2 protein-coding genes are annotated in these 23,438 nt (G+C 41.6%); both read right to left on the reverse strand.

What is annotated here, in order from left to right; genetic code table 11:
* Positions 1-139 precede the first annotated feature (139 nt).
* Positions 140-9,724, reverse strand: a complete 9,585-nt coding sequence (locus ABTV53_RS20920) for an amino acid adenylation domain-containing protein (RefSeq protein ID WP_433746025.1) — start codon at positions 9,722-9,724, stop codon at positions 140-142.
* A complete protein-coding gene (locus tag ABTV53_RS20925; protein WP_433746028.1) occupies positions 9,721-23,424 on the reverse strand; it encodes an amino acid adenylation domain-containing protein in 13,704 nt (4,567 codons plus the stop codon). The genes ABTV53_RS20920 and ABTV53_RS20925 overlap by 4 nt, the downstream gene beginning before the upstream one ends.
* Positions 23,425-23,438 lie beyond the last annotated feature (14 nt).

The following is a 23,438-nucleotide window of genomic DNA, read 5'->3' on the forward strand; positions in this document are numbered from 1 at the left end:
AAAGTTGCGCATGATGGTTTTTGATCATTCAACTTACCACTATATACTTACCATACCAGATTACATAATAAGAGCTACGTACAATTAATATTAATTTTGGTTAATGAGGGGCGCCCCCATTAACACTTGTCAACAAAGTTTATAAATGATCAAAAACCATTCTTGCCTTCTCTTCACCAAAGGAAAGCATAAGGTGAATGAATATATAGCCGTTTGAATAACCCGTTTGATAAATCATTTTGTCAGCATTTCTGTTTTCCAGCGGAGTTGTGTCCTTAGTTTCTCCGATGCTAGTAACCGATGCATTTTCTCCTAAATAATTAAATATGATAGGCATGTTATATATCGTACTTCTTAATACGTCCGTTGAAGCAGGATACATACTATTCATTTCATCATTATAGATTAAATTTGTAAAATTTATATTGTGCTGTTGTGCAATTTCTAATTTACTTCGAATAATTTGGTTATTTTGATTAGTTTGGATTTCCTTATTAATAATCAATGGAATAAAATCGATACACTCTCCTAATAAATGAAAATAATTGTTTGAACCATACTGTCTGCCAAAATTAATCATCCAGATAGGTATAGAAGACATGTTATAGAAAGAAGTTACGAACTTAATGAAATAATTCAAGCACGTTAACCAGCCGTCTTTATTAGAATCGAATTCCAATCCTTTATGCAAAATTATAGGACTAGATTCACGGAAAGATGATACGTTATATTTTTGCAAACCTTGTTGAAGTTCAAAGAAATTGTCTAAATCAAAAACACTTTTAATTCTATCATCCTGTATTCTTTGAGGTCCTCTTCTTATTTGTGATACATAACTCTCGTAACTAACAAGCTCAGTGGGTTGACTCGTGTTGGTTGCCTCTGTTTTGTATAATAATTGATCGTATCTTTTCGAGATAAAATCCTCCAAAATCCCCCTACTAATAGAATCAAATTTAACATGTGAAAATGGAATCATTAATGTGAACTTTTTAGTATTTTCTTTTACAAGTAGTAATCGATACATTAATGAGTTTTCTTGACTATATTTTTCATTGAAAAGATGTTTACGTACTAAGTTTAAAATTTTTGATTTAGTGTGTTCGTTATACATGGATATATCATAAAAAGGTATTTTTAATGCCGTCCGTGGCTCATACACTTGCCACTTTAGTTGGTTTTGATCTGTTATTAAGAGACTTTTCATCATCTCTTGAGTTTGAAGTAATTCTGCAAATACTTCATTCAGAATATCTATATTGACAATTTGATTAAAATAAATTGTTGTACCTGAGAATTCTTGATTCTGTGCATGATAATATTGAGAAGGTGAAATAGGATACTCTTTTATTAGTGATCCTTCACTGAAATAGGCTGTAAACCGCTCTTGCAAATAGTCAATTTCAAATATTTTTTTCTCTAACAACATTTGATTTGATGAAATAAACTCAGGAACAAAATCCTCATCATACTTATCATCTGAATAAATTATATATTCTGGGTGCAAAGATTCCTCTACTTCTACTGAGAGTATCTTTTCAATTTCTAAACTTTTGCTACTTTGAATCTCATTCATAAATAGTACTGTGATTTTTCTCCCATCATAGTCCTTAATTGCAAACTTTGCTCTCACGCCAAGTCTTGATTCAAGCAATAATTCGGTATCATCATATGTGTTAATTTTTCCGGGTAGAGTTTGCTGCTTCAAATCTAAGAAGCCTGCTAATTCTGATATAGTTTGATGAGTCAATAACTCATTGAAAGTTACCTTGTACCCTTTTTTCGATAAAGTCGATCGTACTGTTAATATTTTTAATGAATGACCACCTAAAAGAAAAAAATTATCATTCCTTCCTATTTCTTTTATATCTAATACATCACTCCAAATATCAGAAAGCATTAATTCTGTTTCACCAATCGGTCCAAAATAACTATTATCTTCTTCAGCTTTCCAATCAGGGAGTGCTTGAAGATTAATCTTCCCATTTGAATTCAACGGCAGGGTTTCCAAGAATACAACATGGGACGGAATCATGTAGTGAGGCAACTGTTGGAGTAGCTGCTCTCGAAGATGCGTTTCGTTCATTGCTTCTTCGCCAACCACGTACGCACACAGCCCCACATCTCCCCCATGATCCACACTCTTCACAGCGGCTTGCCGAATTCCCGCTTGTTTCAACAACACTTCTTCGATCTCTCCAAGTTCTACTCGATATCCTCTCACCTTTATTTGGTGATCGCGACGTCCAGCAAACTCTATCGTTCCATTGGGTAACCATCTTGCGATGTCCCCTGTACGGTACCACCGGCTCTCGGCGCGGTATGGATTTACCTGGAATCGTTCTTCTGTCAACGCCATTTGGCCTAGGTACCCTTTAGCTACACCATCTCCGCTGATACATAGCTCTCCGTAGACTCCAGGTGGGACCAATGTATTGCTTCCTTGCACGATGTACACTTGCGTATTCGCAATGGGTCTTCCGATAACAGGTCGTTGGACAAATTCCTCCACTGTACTTGGCTCGATCAGCTGGGTAATACACCCTATCGTGGTTTCTGTTGGACCATAATGGTTCATGACCTGCGCCGCCGGATATTGCTCCAGGAAGGCCGCTACATCGTTCGCTCGAATGCTTTCTCCACCAACCACGACCAGTCGCAGCTGACTTCCCTTGCGAACTTCGGAACGAGCCTTCACCACCATCGAGAGCAAGGAAGGCGTCATTTTGACGTAGGTAATCCCCTGGGCATGCCAGTACCCAATCATCTGCTCCGGATCCGCATACTGCTCTTTCGATACGAAGTGCAATTCACCCCCACTGAGCAAGGAAGAATACAGTGCTGTATACCCCAGATCAAACGCATAGGATGAGACAAGCATCGTTTTATCTACTGTCGTCAACGCTGCTGATTGGATAAATGCGCTCACGTAGTTCACGACATTTCGATGTGTGACTTCCACTCCCTTCGGTTTTCCTGTCGTTCCCGATGTGTAAATGACATAAGCTGCTTGTTCTGGGTCTTGCCCTGTCTCTTCAAGATGGAGCACTTGTTTGGTCCAATCGATATCATCCAGGTATAAGCATGTAGTTTCGCCCAACCTTGGTTTCATGGTTTTTCTTACCGTCACCACATACTGTGCATCGCTATCCTTTAACTGATATTGAAGTCGTTCTTCTGGGGTCTCTGGATCAAGAGGCACATAAGACGATCCGGTCTTCAATATCCCCAGTATAGAAACGGCTATCTCTACCGAAGGTTCAAGCAAAATTGCAACTTGATCTCCAGGTTTTACACCCCGATCCCGAAGTAGCGATGCCAGTATGTTAGCTCGATCTTGTAGCTCTTGGTAGCTCAGTTGATCGTCTCCACCACGAACGGCTACTTGAGTTGGTGTTTGTTCAACTTGTACTTCAAACAGTTCATGAATGGTTTTATCTTGTGAATAAGCTGCTACAGTGTCATTAAAGGAATACAGTAACTGCTCTCGTTCATTCGGTGACAACATTTCAATTTCAGACAACCGTACATCTTCATTTTTTGCAACGACATCCAAAATCGTAATCAAGTGCTTTGCTAAGTTTTCAATCGTTTTTTCACTGAATAATTTGCTCGCATACTCAATATGAAGTTTTAATCCTTCTCTTCCTTCTGAAACTAAAATTTTCATATCAAATTTGGAAACATTCAGTTCAGTGGGATAAAAAGAATAATGAACACCTTGTGGTTCAGTACTATTGGTATCCATGTTTTGTACATTTAACAACACATCAAAAATTGGATTACGGCTAGGGTCTCTTGGTACATTTAGTTTTTCCACCAATGCCTCATAGGGATAGCTCTGATTATGAAATGCATTTAACGAATTTTTCTTTATTTCCATAAGAAAAGATTGAAACGTTTTACTTCGTTGCGGTTGGCTACGAATTGCTACCGTATTCACAAAAAGTCCTAAAATATTCTTCATTTCTAAATGTGTTCTGCCAGCTACTGGTGTCCCAATTACTATATCTTCTTGGCCCGTATATTTTGCAAGTAATACATTGAGTGCCGCTAAGATCACCATGTACTGCGTCGCACTATGTTTTGCAGCCAGTTCATTGATCCGTACAGAAAGTTCTGGTTCGATCTGTACCGAAACTGCAGATCCTTCAAAACTTTGAACTTGTGGACGTGGAAAATCGGTTGGTAGCTCGAGTATCGGTAGCTCATCCGAGAACTGTTCCAACCAATATGCCTCTTGAGCTTGGTATTCCTTACTTCCGGCTTCTTCATGTTGCCAAACAGCATAATCCTTGTACTGGATCTCTAACGCCGGTAGTTCTATCCCACTATATAATCGGTCGAACTCTTCGGCCAGTAAATTCATCGATATCCCGTCTGATATAATATGATGCATATCAATGAATAGCAATGACTTTCCAGTTGCCTCTGTCATGAAACCAATTCGTAAAAGTGGAGCACTCGCCAAATTAAATGGTCTAACGAATTCCCTAAGCACCGCATCTACTTGGTCCCCTACTAGGGTTTCAATGCTAAAGGGAACTTCCGAGTGGATCACTTGAACTGGCTCTCCCTTTTCGTAATTCAAAGATGTTCGGAAGGCCTCATGTCGCTGAATCAATTGGCGGAAGACCTCCTCCATTCGCAACATATCAATATTACCTTGAAGTTGCAGCACACTTGGCATGTTGTACGCAGCTTGAATTCCTTCCATCTCGTTAAGTATCATCATCCGTTTCTGGGCGAATGAGACGGGGTACCAGGCGGCTTCCATTGCTCGTGGAATTTGCACATATTCTGTTTTAGTTGATCCATCGATTGTAGCTGCAAGCTCCTCCAATATGGGTTTTTGAAATAGCTCCTGTAAAGACACCGCTACCCCAAGTTCTTTTCGGATAGCAGAAACCATTCTGATGGCTTTCAATGAATGGCCTCCCAAATCAAAAAAGCTAGCCGTTGCACTAATACCTTCAACGCCTAGAATTTCACTCCATATGTGTGCTAAAGTCTGTTCAGTTTCACTGGATGGAGATCTGTACGCTTCCTCTATTTGTAAATCCGGTTTTGGCAAAGCCTTTCGATCAATTTTTCCATTAGCAGTGAGCGGCAATCGATTTAGATATACAAAAAATGATGGTACCATATAGTTTGGAAGATGATTAGCTAAGTAATTTTTTATTTCCTGTGTATTCATCTCATTTTGTGCAACTACGTAAGCACAAATTTTTAGTTCTCCGCAATGGCTTATTGTATGAATAGCAACTTCCAAAATGCCGTTTATCTTGCGTACCGTATTTGCTATTTCTCCTAACTCAATACGATAGCCTCGAATCTTAACTTGATCATCTACACGTCCTGCGTATTCGATATCTCCGTTTGGCATCCACTTAGCTAGATCACCTGTTTTGTACATTCTTCCCTGAGATAAAAATGGATTAGGTAGAAATCTCTCATTAGTTAATTCAGGAAGATTAAGATAACCTCTTGCTACACCTGCACCTGAAATATATAACTCCCCCAGAACTCCGATTGGTACTGGTTGTTGATACTGATTCAAAATATATAGTTGTGTATTATGAATAGGTTTACCAATGGGTATTGTCTGCAGACTCTGAGTTGAAGCACAATCATAATATGATACATCAACAGTTGCCTCAGTTGGACCATAAAGATTATGAAGAGTGGCAGTAAAGTCACCGTTACTACAATCATTAAACTTCTCAACTGTATAAACACTTAACGCTTCTCCACTGGTGAAAATATATTTTAGTGAAGATAATAAACCCTTAATTTTATGTGAATCTAAATATTCTAAAAATAAATTAAACATTGAAGGTACAAAATGAATAACAGATACTTTCTCCGATGATACTGTTTCTATAATTTTCATAGGGTCTTTCTCGGCATCAGGAGCTAAAAAACAAAGCGTGTTCCCATTAAAAAACCACATAAAAAGTTCCCATACAGAAACATCAAAAGTATACGGAGTTTTTTGCAAAATGATATCGTTTGAATGAAGAGGATATTTGTTCAACATCCAGTTAATACGATTTATAACAGATGAGTGCTCAATCATTACGCCTTTTGGTTTACCGGTAGATCCCGATGTATAGATAACATATGCCAGATTGTTGGGGTTGGAAGTTGTTTGAGTATCTTTTACATTCTTTTCCTCATACTCTGTATCTAAAAAGATAGTCTTCCCATTAAAGTTACCCTTTACTAAGGCGCCATTTTGAACTAATAATATCTCCGCTTTGCTATCTTCTAGCATATATTGGATTCTTTCCAAGGGGGCATAAGGATCAAGAGGAAGGTATGCTCCACCTGCCTTAAGGATAGCAAGAATACCAATTATCATTTCCATTGAACGCTCTGTCATTATTCCAACGACTTGATCTGGAAGTACAGACTCATTCCTTAAAACAGCTGCTAATTGATTTGCTTTCCGGTTCAGTTCAACATAAGTTAACTTTTCTCCTGAGCAAATTACTGCAATATGGTCCGGAGTTTTCTTTACTTGCTCCTCAAAAACCCCATGAACTGTTTTTTCAAATGGAAAATCTACGTTGGTTTGATTGAAAGCGTAAAGTATTTTATTTTTCTCTCTATCTGTCAAAATTTCGATTGCACATAACTCGACTTGATCATTATCACTTACTTCTTCAATAATTTTCAGAAAATGCTTTATTAAGCTATTGATCGTATTCTCTGTATATATTTTAGTAGCATAATCTACATGTACACTAATTCCTCGATCATTTTCTCCAATTTCAAACTTTAAATCAAATTTAGCATTAACCTTTTTTGAATCAATTATAGTGCCGTGCTTCCCGCTTTTTTGGGCTTTTGAAGATTCTATGTTTTGTACATTTAGCATCACATCAAATATCGGATTTCGGCTGGAGTCTCGACGCACATTTAACTTCTCCACCAATGCTTCATAAGGGTAATCTTGGTTATCAAATGCTGCTAGGGACTCCTCCTTAATTTCTTCAAGGAATTCTTGGAAGGTTTTACTTCCAACAGGCTGGTTTCTCATCGCCAATGAATTTACAAACATCCCCATAACACCGGATAGATCTGAGTGCGTCCGACCTGCCACAGATGTTCCAATGATAATATCTTCTTGCCCTGTATATTTTGAAAGCAATACATTCAGCGCAGCTAACATCACCATGTACTGTGTCGCACCATGTTCTACAGCCAGTTTATTAATCCGTCTAGACAGTTCAGAGCCAATCTGCATGGACACAGCAGCACCCTCGAAACTTTGCACCTGTGGACGTGGATAATCTGTAGGTAGTTCAAGTACCGGCAAGTCCCCTGATAGCCGTTCCATCCAATAGGCTTCCTGAGCTTGATAATGCTCACTTCCCGCCTTATCATGCTGCCACACAGCGTAATCCTTGTACTGGATTTGTAGCGCAGGTAATTTCTCCCCGTTATACAGGCGGTCGAACTCTTCCGCCAGCAGATTCATAGAAACTCCGTCTGAAATTATATGATGCATATCTATCAGTAACAACTGTTTTCCACTTGCTTCTTGCATGACACCGACACGGAGGAGTGGCGCAATAGCCAAGTTAAATGGTCTAACGAAGTCACTAAAAACTACTTCTAATTGATCACCTGTTAAGTATTCAATTTCAAAGTGAGCTTCTGGATGGATCGTTTGAACCGGTTCTCCTTCCTCATATCGGAATGTTGTTCGGAAAGCTTCATGTCGCTCAATTAATCTGCGGAATACTTCTCCCATTTTTACAACGTCAACATTTCCTTCCAATTGTAGCGCCATTGGCATGTTATACGTAGTATGAATGCCCTCCATTTCGTTGAGGATCATCATTCGCCTTTGTGCAAATGAAACCGGGTACCATGCCGCTTCCTTCGCTCTTGGAATCTGTACGAATTCTTTTTTCGCAGATCCATCAATAACAGTTGCAAGTTCCTTCAGTATTGGTTTCTGAAATAATTCCTGTAGGGATATCTCCACTCCGAGTTCTTTTCGAATTGCAGACACCACACTGATTGCTTTTAGTGAATGGCCTCCCAAGTCAAAAAAGTTAGCCGTGGCACTGATTTTTTCAACGCCCAGAATTTCACTCCATATGCTCGCCAATGTTTGCTCAGTCTGGCTAGTTGGTGCCTTGTATTCTTCCATTTGTAGCTCCGGTTGGGGTAGCGCCTTCCGATCAATCTTTCCATTTGCGGTAAGCGGTAAGCGGTCCAGATACACAAAAAATGACGGTACCATATAATTCGGAAGATGGTCCGCCAAATATTCCTTGATGTCTGTTCGCTCTGCATTGCCATGCGCAACTACATAAGCACAAAGATTTACTCCTGCATCTCCTTGATTCAACACTGTGACAACGGCTTCTTTTATTTGTGTATGTTGAAGTATCTGTTTCTCTATTTCGTCTATTTCAACACGATAGCCTCGTATTTTGATCTGGTTATCTACCCGTCCGATAAACACGATCGTTCCATCAGGTTGCCATTTAGCCATGTCGCCTGTCCGATATACCCGCTGTCCATGAAAAGACGTATTCACAAATTTGGTAGCTGTCAGTTCCTCCTGATGTAGATATCCTCGGGCAAGCCCATCTCCACCGATCCATAGTTCACCTGGGACGCCAATTGGACAGAGAGTTCCTTCCCGACCCACCACATAGGCTGTAGTATTACTGATCGGTTTTCCAATGGGTATAGTAGATTCATAATCTTGTGAAATTAAAAAACTAGTTGCAAACGTGGTGCTCTCTGTCGGTCCGTACACATGCACTACCTGTAAAGTAGGGCATGTTTGGCGCACACGGTTCACCTGCTGTGTCGGGAGCACATCCCCTCCGATAAATAACTCTTTCATGAAACGGAACATCTCTGGTTTCTGGAGCGCAAGTTGGTTAAACAAAGGAGACGTCAAAAAAGCAGTGGTAATCTCCCGCCGCTTTAACACTTCTTCCAATCTCGACGGATCCAGAATAACATTTTTGTCGACCAGGTGTAATTCCATGCCATTGAGTAATGCTCCCCATATCTCAAAGGTGCTCGCATCAAACGTTAATTCACCTGTTTGTAGCATACGGCCGCCTGTTTCAAGTTCTGCATAGTTCGTGTTCTTTACCAATCTAACCACATTACGATGCTCTATCATGACACCTTTAGGCTTGCCTGTGGTTCCTGAGGTATACATCACATAAGCTAAATCTGTTGCTTTGCCCACCACCGCTGGCACGGCCTCCGCTCGTTCAGCAAGGATTTGGTCTATGATCAGTACTTCCACCGATTCCTCTTCGAAAAGAGAGGCATACTCCTGTTTGGTGAGAACAATCTTGGCTCTACTATCACCTAGAAGATAGTTAATACGTTCTGCAGGATACTCTGGGGAGAGGGGCAAATATGCCCCTCCTGCTTTAATAATCCCCAGTTCTGCGATAATCGTTTCCATCGAGCGATCTGCCATCACTGCGACAATCTCATCCGAATCGGTGCCCACAGTTTGCAGTTTGACAGCAATCTGATTTGCTTGTTCATTTAATTCACGATATGTCAACTTCGCACCCTCTACTTGCAAAGCAATATGATCTGGTGTTTTTCCAACTTGCTCCTGAAATAACTCAGATATTGTTTTTTCGGTAGGGTACGCTGTAACTGTATCATTAAAATTATTTAAAAGTAGCAAACGCTCTTGGTTGGAAAGCATATCTATAATCATAATTCAATCTCCTCGTTATCAGTAACTATAGACAAAATATTAGTGAAATGTTGAGCCATCCTAGTTACGGTTTCTTCTCTAAATAACTTAGTTGCATACTCGAATTGTAGTTGCATGGTTCCATTGTGCTCCTCGAGCACGGTTATTGTAAGGTCAAATTTCGTTTTGGTTAGGGTTATTGGATGACTAGTAGCATTTATACTGTTAGCTTCCATTTTCTCCGAGTTGATGTTACGAATTGTTAGCATTAAATCTACAACTGGATTACGACTAAAATCCCTTTTTACATTTAACTTATCAATTAAAGACTCGAACGGATAATCTTGATTCTCAAAAGCATTTATTGCATTTTGTTTTACTTCTAGGAGGAAGTCTTTGAAGAGTTGTCCCTTTTTCAACTCATTCCTCATAACAACTGTGTTTACAAACAGACCAAATGTATCTTGTATATCTGCATGTGTACGACCAGCAACTGGTGTCCCAACTAATATGTCTTCCTGATCTGTATATTTTGATAAAAGGACATTTAGCGCTGCTAACATCACCATATAGTTTGTTGCCCCGTGTCTTGTTGCTATTTCATTAATACGTGTAGAAAGTTCTTGATCCACATGCATAGAAACTACGTTGCCTTCAAAGGTTTGCAGTTGGGGACGCGGGTAATCAGTTGGTAATTCAAGCACAGGAAGGTTACCAGACAACTGTTCCAACCAATACGTCTCTTGCGCCTTATACAGATCATGTCCTGCGCCCTCTTGTTGCCATACAGCATAGTCCTTATACTGAACGTCCAGTTCAGGTAGCTCTTGTCCATTGTAAAGCCGGTCAAACTCCTCCGCTAGAATACTCGAGGAAACACCGTCGGAAATAATATGATGCATATCAATGAATAACAATTTTTTTTCATCTGCAGCTCTTAGTACACCAACGCGTAAGAGTGGAGCGACCGTTAAGTCAAACGGTCTGACGAATTCCTTCAAAGCTACTTCTATGTTTTCTCCCGTCAAATTCTCGATCGCAAATGATATTTCCGGATGGATAACTTGAACTGGTTCCCCATCTTGGTAGTGTAAGGATGTCCGGAATACTTCATGTCGTTTGATTAGCTGACGAAACACTTCTTCCAGTTGCGACAAATCAACATTACCTTCCAGTTGTAAAACAGTTGGCATGTTATACGTGGTATGAATTCCTTCCATTTCATTGAGAATCATCATCCGTCTTTGAGCAAAGGAGACAGGATACCAGTCTTTTTTCTCCACACGAGGAATTCGTGCATATAGTGTTTTAGTAGACCCATCGATTGTTGCTGCGAGTTCATCAAGTACTGGTTTTTGAAACAACTCTTGTAAGTTTATTTCCACCCCAAATTCTTTACGTATGGCGGATAGAAGCCCAATTGCTTTAAGTGAGTGGCCGCCTAACTCAAAAAAGCTAGCCTCTGCACCAATATTGCCATCAATGCCTAAAATTTCACTCCAGATTTGTGCCAACTTCCGTTCTGTGTCACTAAACGGTGCCTTATGAGCTGGTTTCTCCTTAACCTCTGGTTGTGGAAGAGCATCCCTATCAACCTTTCCATTCTCTGTGAGCGGTAACCGATCCATTTGAATAAAAAATGTCGGAACCATATAGCTTGGAAGGTAATTCAATAAATGTTTTTTTATTAATTCTGTTCTCAATGGATATTTGGTTACAATATACGCACAAAGAACTAGTTCATCTTGGACTGTTTTAGTATTTATATAAGCTTGTTTAATAGCATCATGTTTCATGAGAACTGTTTCGATCTCGCCTATTTCAATTCGGTGGCCTCTTATCTTAACTTGGTCGTCAACACGTCCTAAATATTCCAAGTTCCCATCTTTCAACCACCTAACTAAATCTCCAGTTCGATATAATTTTTCGTTTGAATTAAATGGACTAGCAATAAACTTTTCTTTGGTAAGGGATTCTTCATTGAGGTATCCTCGAGCAACACCATCCCCCCCGACCCATAACTCTCCAGGTACGCCTGTTGGACAAAGTTGTCCATGATTATTCACTACAAAAACAGTGGAATTATTAATCGGGCGCCCAATAGGGATGCTATTGTCGTTTATTGATTCTTCAATTAAATAACTACAAGAAAAAGTAGTGTTTTCAGTTGGACCATACCCATTAATTATATTAAGAGTCTTACAATATTTTACAACTTCTCGAACTTTAGATGGTGATAAAACATCTCCACCGATTACTAACTGTTTAAGAGATCTAAACATATTCGGATTATCAGTCGAAAGCTCATTAAACAAAGGAGACGTTAGCCACATTGTATCGATATTACGATTATTTAACACTTCTTCCAATTGTTTCGAATTTAACAAGGTATTCTTATCGATAATGTGCAATTCCATACCATTCAGTAGGGCACCCCAAATTTCGAAGGTACTTGCATCAAACGTTAAATCTCCGGTTTGCACCATACGTTTACCTTCTTCAAATCTAATATAATTAGTATTCTTAACCAATCTAACAACATTGCGATGCTCTACCATTACCCCTTTGGGTTTTCCTGTTGTGCCCGATGTATACATCACATACGCCAAATCATTTGGCTTACTATTATCAATTGGTAAGGCCAGTTCTTCTTGTGTCGATAGCTCCTCTATTATTAAGAGCTCAGCATTACCATTCCTTAATGTTCCGGCAAAACAATTCTTAGTTAGAACCACTTTGGTATCGCTATCCATTAAAAAATAGTTGATACGCTCTTCAGGGCTATCTGGCGATATAGGTAAATAAGCACCACCTGCTTTTATAACTCCCAATTCCATAACTATTGTTTCAATGGAGCGATCTGCTAATATTGCGACAATATCATCTGAACCAACACCTAATTGTTGGAGCTTAACCGCAATATGGTTTGCACGCTCATTTAGTTGACGATAAGTCAATCTCTGTTCTCTGTCCTGAATCGCTATGCTATCAGGTGTTCGTTCCAACTGCTCTGTAAATAATGCAGATATACTTTTATTAGCAGGATAAGCTGTTTTTGTTTTAGTACCAAGATTAATTAGATTTTCTTTTTCCATTTCTGCGAGTATGTCAATTTCGGATAAGAGAATATGTCCACTTTTCGCTGCAGCACGCAAAATGGTTATAAAATGTTCGATCATTCTATCTATAGTATCTTTCTTAAAGAGCTTAGTAGCATATTCAAAAAACAAATCAATCTCATCTTGATCTTGGTTGACTGTAAGCGTTAAATCAAACTTAGATATTTCATTTTCAGACTGATACGGCTTAATAGTTGAACCTTCCAAATTTAAATTTGTTGAATCAAAATTTCTTACATTCAGCATCACATCAAATACCGGATTTCGGCTGGAGTCTCTACGCACATTCAGCTTTTCCACCAAAGCCTCATACGGGTAATCCTGGTTATCAAATGCCGCTAGTGACTGTTCCTTAACTTCCTCAAGGAAACCTTGGAAGGTTTTATTTCCCACAGGCTTGCTTCTCATCGGCAAGGCGTTAACAAACATCCCCATGATGCCCGATAGATCTGCATGCGTTCGGCCCGCTACAGATGTTCCAACGATAATATCTTCCTGACCTGTATATTTCGAGAGCAATACATTCAGCGCAGCTAACATCACCATGTACTGCGTCGCACCATGTTTTTTAGCCAGTTCATTAATCTGCACTGACAGTTCACGGTCAATTTGCACTGAAATAGCCGCTCCTTCAAAGCTTTGCAATTGTGGACGTGGATAATCGGTGGGTAGCTCAAGTACCGGCAAGTCGCCTGATAATTGTGTCAGCCAGTACGCCTCCTGCGCTTGATAATACTCGCTTCCCGCCTCATCTTGCTGCCATACGGCGTAATCTTTGTACTGGATTTCTAGTTCTGGTAGTTTCTCTCCGCTATATAAACGGTCGAACTCTTCAGCCAACAAATTCATAGAAACCCCGTCTGAGATAATATGATGCATGTCTATCAGCATCAACTGCTTTCCATTTGCCTCTTGCATAACACCGACTCGTAGGAGTGGTGCACTCATCAAGTTAAATGGTCTGACAAACTTTCTAAGTACTTCTTCCACTAGGTCACCTGTTAAAGTTTCGATGCTGAACGGTACATCCGAGTGAATCACCTGTACCGGTTCTCCCTCTTCATAGCGTAAGGATGTGCGGAAAGCCTCATGTCGTTCAATTAACTGACGGAATACTTCTTCCATTTTTAACATGTCAACGTCGCCTTCTAGTTGCAGCACCGTTGGCATGTTATATGCAGTCTGTATTCCTTCTATTTCATTGAGGATCATCATCCTTCTTTGTGCAAATGAAACCGGGTACCATGCCGCTTCCTTCGCTCTTGGAATTCGTACATATTCTGCCCTTAGCGCCTCTTCCATGGCAGCAGCCATTTCCTCCAGCACCGGTTTTTGGAACAACTCCTGCAAAGATACTTCTACGCCCAGCTCTTTTCGTATCGCTAAGACGGTTTGAATTGCTTTTAAGGAGTGCCCGCCTAAATCAATAAAGTTCGCTTTCCTGCTTACCCCCTCAATCCCCAGGACCTCTCTCCAGATGCTAGCAACTTTTTTCTCCATTTCACTCTGCGGCTCTTCTATCACAGAAGTAATTTCACTCTCTGGACTCTGCAACTTATCCCTTGCAATCTTCCCGTTTGAATTCATCGGCAGGGTTTCCAAGAATACAACATGGGACGGAATCATGTAGTGAGGCAACTGTTGGAGTAGCTGCTCTCGAAGATGCGTTTCGTTCATTGCTTCTTCGCCAACCACGTACGCACACAGCCCCACATCTCCCCCATGATCCACACTCTTCACAGCGGCTTGCCGAATTCCCGCTTGTTTCAACAACACTTCTTCGATCTCTCCAAGTTCTACTCGATATCCTCTCACCTTTATTTGGTGATCGCGACGTCCAGCAAACTCTATCGTTCCATTGGGTAACCATCTTGCGATGTCCCCTGTACGGTACCACCGGCTCTCGGCGCGGTATGGATTTACCTGGAATCGTTCTTCTGTCAACGCCATTTGGCCTAGGTACCCTTTAGCTACACCATCTCCGCTGATACATAGCTCTCCGTAGACTCCAGGTGGGACCAATGTATTGCTTCCTTGCACGATGTACACTTGCGTATTCGCAATGGGTCTTCCGATAACAGGTCGTTGGACAAATTCCTCCACTGTACTTGGCTCGATCAGCTGGGTAATACACCCTATCGTGGTTTCTGTTGGACCATAATGGTTCATGACCTGCGCCGCCGGATATTGCTCCAGGAAGGCCGCTACATCGTTCGCTCGAATGCTTTCTCCACCAACCACGACCAGTCGCAGCTGACTTCCCTTGCGAACTTCGGAACGAGCCTTCACCACCATCGAGAGCAAGGAAGGCGTCATTTTGACGTAGGTAATCCCCTGGGCATGCCAGTACCCAATCATCTGCTCCGGATCCGCATACTGCTCTTTCGATACGAAGTGCAATTCACCCCCACTGAGCAAGGAAGAATACAGTGCTGTATACCCCAGATCAAACGCATAGGATGAGACAAGCATCGTTTTATCTACTGTCGTCAACGCTGCTGATTGGATAAATGCGCTCACGTAGTTCACGACATTTCGATGTGTGACTTCCACTCCCTTCGGTTTTCCTGTCGTTCCCGATGTGTAAATGACATAAGCTGCTTGTTCTGGGTCTTGCCCTGTCTCTTCAAGATGGAGCACTTGTTTGGTCCAATCGATATCATCCAGGTATAAGCATGTAGTTTCGCCCAACCTTGGTTTCATGGTTTTTCTTACCGTCACCACATACTGTGCATCGCTATCCTTTAACTGATATTGAAGTCGTTCTTCTGGGGTCTCTGGATCAAGAGGCACATAAGACGATCCGGTCTTCAATATCCCCAGTATAGAAACGGCTATCTCTACCGAAGGTTCAAGCAAAATTGCAACTTGATCTCCAGGTTTTACACCCCGATCCCGAAGTAGCGATGCCAGTATGTTAGCTCGATCTTGTAGCTCTTGGTAGCTCAGTTGATCGTCTCCACCACGAACGGCTACTTGAGTTGGTGTTTGTTCAACTTGTACTTCAAACAGTTCATGAATGGTTTTATCTTGTGAATAAGCTGCTACAGTGTCATTAAAGGAATACAGTAACTGCTCTCGTTCATTCGGTGACAACATTTCAATTTCAGACAACCGTACATCTTCATTTTTTGCAACAACATCCAAAATCGTAATCAAGTGTTGCGTCAGATTCAGAACCGTTTCTTCCTGAAACAGCTTTGTCGAATACTCCACATATAGGCCGATATCGTCTGGTCTTTCTTCAACGACGAGCCGGATATCAAATTTTGATGTGATGGTCTCCAGTGGATACAGTGTAACTTGGCGGCTATCGCCGCTTAATTGAACATCTTCTGCATTTGAACTTTGTACATTTAGCATCACATCAAACAACGGATTCCGGCTGATGTCTCTACGCACATTTAGCTTCTCTACCAAAGCCTCATACGGGTAATCCTGGTTATCAAATGCCGCTAGTGACTGTTCCTTAACTTCCTCAAGGAAACCTTGGAAGGTTTTATCTCCCACAGGCTTGCTTCTCATCGGCAAGGCGTTAACAAACATCCCCATGATGCCCGATAGATCTGCATGCGTTCGGCCCGCTACAGATGTTCCAACGATAATATCTTCCTGACCTGTATATTTCGAGAGCAATACATTCAGCGCAGCTAACATCACCATGTACTGCGTCGCACCATGTTTTTTAGCCAGTTCATTAATCTGCACAGACAGTTCATGGTCTATTTGCATGGACACAGCAGCGCCCTCGAAGCTTTGCATTTGTGGACGTGGATAATCGGTGGGTAGCTCAAGTACTGGTAAGTCGCCTGATAATTGTGTCAGCCAGTACGCCTCCTGCGCTTGATAATGCTCATTTCCCGCCTCATCTTGCTGCCATACGGCGTAATCTTTGTACTGGATTTCTAGTTCTGGTAGTTTCTCTCCGCTATATAAACGGTCGAACTCTTCAGCCAACAAATTCATAGAAACCCCGTCTGAGATAATATGATGCATGTCTATCAGCATCAACTGCTTTCCATTTGCCTCTTGCATAACACCGACTCGTAGGAGTGGTGCACTCATCAAGTTAAATGGTCTGACAAACTTTCTAAGTACTTCTTCCACTAGGTCACCTGTTAAAGTTTCGATGCTGAACGGTACATCCGAGTGAATCACCTGTACCGGTTCTCCCTCTTCATAGCGTAAGGATGTGCGGAAAGCCTCATGTCGTTCAATTAACTGACGGAATACTTCTTCCATTTTTAACATGTCAACGTCGCCTTCTAGTTGCAGCACCGTTGGCATGTTATATGCAGTCTGTATTCCTTCTATTTCATTGAGGATCATCATCCTTCTTTGTGCAAATGAAACCGGGTACCATGCCGCTTCCTTCGCTCTTGGAATTCGTACATATTCTGCCCTTAGCGCCTCTTCCATGGCAGCAGCCATTTCCTCCAGCACCGGTTTTTGGAACAACTCCTGCAAAGATACTTCTACGCCCAGCTCTTTTCGTATCGCTAAGACGGTTTGAATTGCTTTTAAGGAGTGCCCGCCTAAATCAATAAAGTTCGCTTTCCTGCTTACCCCCTCAATCCCCAGGACCTCTCTCCAGATGCTAGCAACTTTTTTCTCCATTTCACTCTGCGGCTCTTCTATCACAGAAGTAATTTCACTCTCTGGACTCTGCAACTTATCCCTTGCAATCTTCCCGTTTGAATTCATCGGCAGGGTTTCCAAGAATACAACATGGGACGGAATCATGTAGTGAGGCAACTGTTGGAGTAGCTGCTCTCGAAGATGCGTTTCGTTCATTGCTTCTTCGCCAACCACGTACGCACACAGCCCCACATCTCCCCCATGATCCACACTCTTCACAGCGGCTTGCCGAATTCCCGCTTGTTTCAACAACACTTCTTCGATCTCTCCAAGTTCTACTCGATATCCTCTCACCTTTATTTGGTGATCGCGACGTCCAGCAAACTCTATCGTTCCATTGGGTAACCATCTTGCGATGTCCCCTGTACGGTACCACCGGCTCTCGGCGCGGTATGGATTTACCTGGAATCGTTCTTCTGTCAACGCCATTTGGCCTAGGTACCCTTTAGCTACACCATCTCCGCTGATACATAGCTCTCCGTAGACTCCAGGTGGGACCAATGTATTGCTTCCTTGCACGATGTACACTTGCGTATTCGCAATGGGTCTTCCGATAACAGGTCGTTGGACAAATTCCTCCACTGTACTTGGCTCGATCAGCTGGGTAATACACCCTATCGTGGTTTCTGTTGGACCATAATGGTTCATGACCTGCGCCGCCGGATATTGCTCCAGGAAGGCCGCTACATCGTTCGCTCGAATGCTTTCTCCACCAACCACGACCAGTCGCAGCTGACTTCCCTTGCGAACTTCGGAACGAGCCTTCACCACCATCGAGAGCAAGGAAGGCGTCATTTTGACGTAGGTAATCCCCTGGGCATGCCAGTACCCAATCATCTGCTCCGGATCCGCATACTGCTCTTTCGATACGAAGTGCAATTCACCCCCACTGAGCAAGGAAGAATACAGTGCTGTATACCCCAGATCAAACGCATAGGATGAGACAAGCATCGTTTTATCTACTGTCGTCAACGCTGCTGATTGGATAAATGCGCTCACGTAGTTCACGACATTTCGATGTGTGACTTCCACTCCCTTCGGTTTTCCTGTCGTTCCCGATGTGTAAATGACATAAGCTGCTTGTTCTGGGTCTTGCCCTGTCTCTTCAAGATGGAGCACTTGTTTGGTCCAATCGATATCATCCAGGTATAAGCATGTAGTTTCGCCCAACCTTGGTTTCATGGTTTTTCTTACCGTCACCACATACTGTGCATCGCTATCCTTTAACTGATATTGAAGTCGTTCTTCTGGGGTCTCTGGATCAAGAGGCACATAAGACGATCCGGTCTTCAATATCCCCAGTATAGAAACGGCTATCTCTACCGAAGGTTCAAGCAAAATTGCAACTTGATCTCCAGGTTTTACACCCCGATCCCGAAGTAGCGATGCCAGTATGTTAGCTCGATCTTGTAGCTCTTGGTAGCTCAGTTGATCGTCTCCACCACGAACGGCTACTTGAGTTGGTGTTTGTTCAACTTGTACTTCAAACAGTTCATGAATGGTTTTATCTTGTGAATAAGCTGCTACAGTGTCATTAAAGGAATACAGTAACTGCTCTCGTTCATTCGGTGACAACATTTCGATTTCATTTAGCTGCACATCCGTATTTTCTACAATCGTATCCAAAATTCTAATTAAATGATTAATCAAATTTGCAATCGTTCTTTCATTGAACAATTTAGTTGCATACTCTACATATAAACTAATCTGCTCTTGTCTCTCTTCAACAACGAGTCGGATATCAAATTTTGATGCAATAGCGTCTAGTGGATATAGTGTAACTTGACCGCTATCGCCGCTTAATTGGATATCATCAGAACTTTGTACATTTAGCATCACATCAAACAACGGATTCCGGCTGGAGTCTCTACGCACATTTAGCTTCTCTACCAAAGCCTCATACGGGTAATCCTGGTTATCAAATGCTGCTAGTGACTGTTCCTTAACTTCCTCAAGGAAACCTTGAAAGGTTTTATTTCCCACAGGCTTGCTTCTCATCGGCAAGGCGTTAACAAACATCCCCATGATGCCCGATAGATCTGCGTGCGTTCGGCCCGCCACAGATGTTCCAATGATAATATCTTCCTGACCTGTATATTTCGAGAGCAATACATTCAGTGCAGCTAACATCACCATGTACTGCGTCGCACCATGTTTTGCAGCCAGTTCATTAATCCGTCCAGACAGTTCATGATCTATCTGCATAGACACAGCAGCACCCTCGAAGCTTTGCATTTGAGGACGTGGATAATCGGTGGGTAGCTTAAGTACTGGCAAGTCATCTGATAATCGTTCCAACCAATAAGCTTCCTGCGCTTGATAATGCTCATTTCCCGCCTCATCTTGCTGCCACACGGCGTAATCTTTGTACTGGATTTCTAGTTCAGGTAGTTTCTCTCCGCTATATAAACGATCGAACTCTTCAGCCAACAGATTCATAGAAACCCCGTCTGAGATAATATGATGCATGTCTATCAGCATCAACTGCTTTCCATTTGTCTCTTGCATGGTTCCAACTCGGATGAGCGGCGCTTTCGATAAGTCAAAGGGTCTTACAAATTTCCCAATCACTTCTTCGACCGTATTATCTTTCAGAACTTCGATTTCAAACGTTACTTCTGGATGAATTACTTGAACCGGTTCGCCTTCTTCGTAGCGTAAGGATGTGCGGAAAGCTTCATGTCGCTCAATCAATTCGCAAAATACTGTTTCCAGTTTCAACATGTCAGTATTACCTTCCAGTTGCAGTACCGTTGGCATGTTGTATGCTGTATGAACCCCTTCCATTTCATTGAGGATCATCATTCGTCTTTGTGCAAATGAAACCGGGTACCATGCCGCTTCCTTCGCTCTTGGAATCCGTACGTATTCTTTTTTCGCAGATCCATCGATTGCGGCAGCTAACTTCTCCAATACCGGCTTCTCAAATAACTCCTGTAAGGATACCTCGACCCCAAGTTCTTTCTGGATCGCAGACACCACACTGATTGCTTTTAGTGAATGGCCTCCCAAGTCAAAAAAGCTAGCCGTGGCACTGATTTTTTCAACGCCCAGAATTTCACTCCATATGCTCGCCAATGTTTGCTCAGTCTGGCTAGTTGGTGCCTTGTATTCTTCCATTTGTAGCTCCGGTTGGGGTAGCGCCTTCCGATCAATCTTTCCATTTGCGGTAAGCGGTAAGCGGTCCAGATACACAAAAAATGACGGTACCATATAATTCGGAAGATGGTCCGCCAAATATTCCTTGATGTCTGTTCGCTCTGCATTGCCATGCGCAACTACATAAGCACAAAGATTTACTCCTGCATCTCCTTGATTCAACACTGTGACAACGGCTTCTTTTATTTGTGTATGTTGAAGTATCTGTTTCTCTATTTCGTCTATTTCAACACGATAGCCTCGTATTTTGATCTGGTTATCTACCCGTCCGATAAACACGATCGTTCCATCAGGTTGCCATTTAGCCATGTCGCCTGTCCGATATACCCGCTGTCCATGAAAAGACGTATTCACAAATTTGGTAGCTGTCAGTTCCTCCTGATGTAGATATCCTCGGGCAAGCCCATCTCCACCGATCCATAGTTCACCTGGGACGCCAATTGGACAGAGAGTTCCTTCCCGACCCACCACATAGGCTGTAGTATTACTGATCGGTTTTCCAATGGGTATAGTAGATTCATAATCTTGTGAAATTAAAAAACTAGTTGCAAACGTGGTGCTCTCTGTCGGTCCGTACACATGCACTACCTGTAAAGTAGGGCATGTTTGGCGCACACGGTTCACCTGCTGTGTCGGGAGCACATCCCCTCCGATAAATAACTCTTTCATGAAACGGAACATCTCTGGTTTCTGGAGCGCAAGTTGGTTAAACAAAGGAGACGTCAAAAAAGCAGTGGTAATCTCCCGCTGCTTTAACACTTCTTCCAATCTCGACGGATCCAGAATAACATTTTTGTCGACCAGGTGTAATTCCATGCCATTGAGTAATGCTCCCCATATCTCAAAGGTGCTCGCATCAAACGTTAATTCACCTGTTTGTAGCATACGGCCGCCTGTTTCAAGTTCTGCATAGTTCGTGTTCTTTACCAATCTAACCACATTACGATGCTCTATCATGACACCTTTAGGCTTGCCTGTGGTTCCTGAGGTATACATCACATAAGCTAAATCTGTTGCTTTGCCCACCACCGCTGGCACGGCCTCCGCTCGTTCAGCAAGGATTTGGTCTATGATCAGTACTTCCACCGATTCCTCTTCGAAAAGAGAGGCATACTCCTGTTTGGTGAGAACAACCTTGGCTCTACTATCACCTAGAAGATAGTTAATACGTTCTGCAGGATACTCTGGGGAGAGGGGCAAATATGCCCCTCCTGCTTTAATAATCCCCAGTTCTGCGATAATCGTTTCCATCGAGCGATCTGCCATCACTGCGACAATCTCATCCGAATCGGTGCCCACAGTTTGCAGTTTGACAGCAATCTGATTTGCTTGTTCATTTAATTCACGATATGTCAACTTCGCACCCTCTACTTGCAAAGCAATATGATCTGGCGTTTTTCCAACTTGCTCCTGAAATAACTCAGATATTGTTTTTTCGGTAGGGTACGCTGTAACTGTATCATTAAAATCTTCCAAGATTAATTTTTTTTCAGTCTCAGTTTTCAGGTCAATATCTGTTATGTTAACACTAGCATTACTCACGACTTGTTCGGCTATTTTCAGTAAGTGCTTACCTAATTGAACAATCGTCTCCGAATCATAGACCGAGGTGCTGTATGTGAAAGCCGCCTCAAGTTCAACTCCCGGTGATATTGTCAGGCTAAAGTCATAATTGGTGTGTTCATAATAATCAATATCCGAGAGCAATGAAGTCTGTTCTCCCAGACTTTCAATCGGATAATTCTCAAAAGCAACAACATGATCAATAATTTGATTATTTCCAGTGGTGGAGCTCTGTATATCACTTAAGGAAATAAACCCATTCTTATTAGCATCAACCATTAACTGATGGACATTTTGAGTAAGATCTATAAAGGTAGTATCACTTAAGCTCCTAACTCTCAATGGGACTGTGTTCACAAAGAGACCGACCATCGATTCTATTCCTGATATCTCAGGTGGGCGACCAGATATAACTGATCCAAACACTGCATCATCAGTTTGATTATATTTTTGAAGAACAATTCCCCACATTGTGTGCATAACAGAACTTAATGTTACTTGATATTGATTGGAGAGATTCTCCAATCCCTTAGTTAGATTGGGTTCAAAATACAAATTATACCTTTTGTGCTCCACTATCTCGTTCTTGTTATACTTTTTTTGAAATTGTAAAGAAGAAGCTTCAGTATATCCACTTAAAACTTCCTTCCAATATTGCATTGCTGTATCTTTCTCCTGATTGTCTAACCATTCAAAGTATAAACTGTACGGCTGGACATCATTAAGTAAAATCTCAGCATCTTGGCATATGAGATCATATATTTGAAATAAATCCTTTAGTAAAATACCTAAGCACCATCCATCAAGGATAATATGGTGGAAACTCCACACAAACCTCCAGGATTTATCGCTTATCTTAAATAGAGCTAATCTCATTAGAACATCTTGTTCCAGATCAAATTTTATTTGTCTGTTGTTAATCATGTATTCATTAACATAAACTGAACGATCTGACTCCTTTAATGAAGTTATATCTTCCACGTGCACTTGAGTTGTTCTCTCACTCATAACTACTTGTAAAGGCTGTTCAACATTTTTAGTAACAAATGCAGTTCTAAGCACATCATATCTTTCAATTAATGTATTTAAACTCTGGTTTAGAATTTGAGGATTTAGTTCTCTTGCTAGAGTGAAAGATAGTTGCTCGAAATATGCGTCAGAATCACTATCAAATTGGTGATGAAACAGTATTCCTTCTTGTAAGGGAGTAAGTCTATAAATATTCTGAATTGATACCGTCATTTAGAATGTCAACC

The sequence above is a fragment of the Paenibacillus amylolyticus genome (assembly GCF_050990605.1).
Taxonomy (GTDB): domain Bacteria; phylum Bacillota; class Bacilli; order Paenibacillales; family Paenibacillaceae; genus Paenibacillus; species Paenibacillus amylolyticus_H.

What these genes read in the sequence shown, in the direction of transcription:
- ABTV53_RS20920 (WP_433746025.1), bottom strand. Translation starts at nt 9,724, where the DNA reads ATGATTATAGATATGCTTTCCAACCAAGAGCGTTTGCTACTTTTAAAT.
- ABTV53_RS20925 (WP_433746028.1), bottom strand. Translation starts at nt 23,424, where the DNA reads ATGACGGTATCAATTCAGAATATTTATAGACTTACTCCCTTACAAGAA.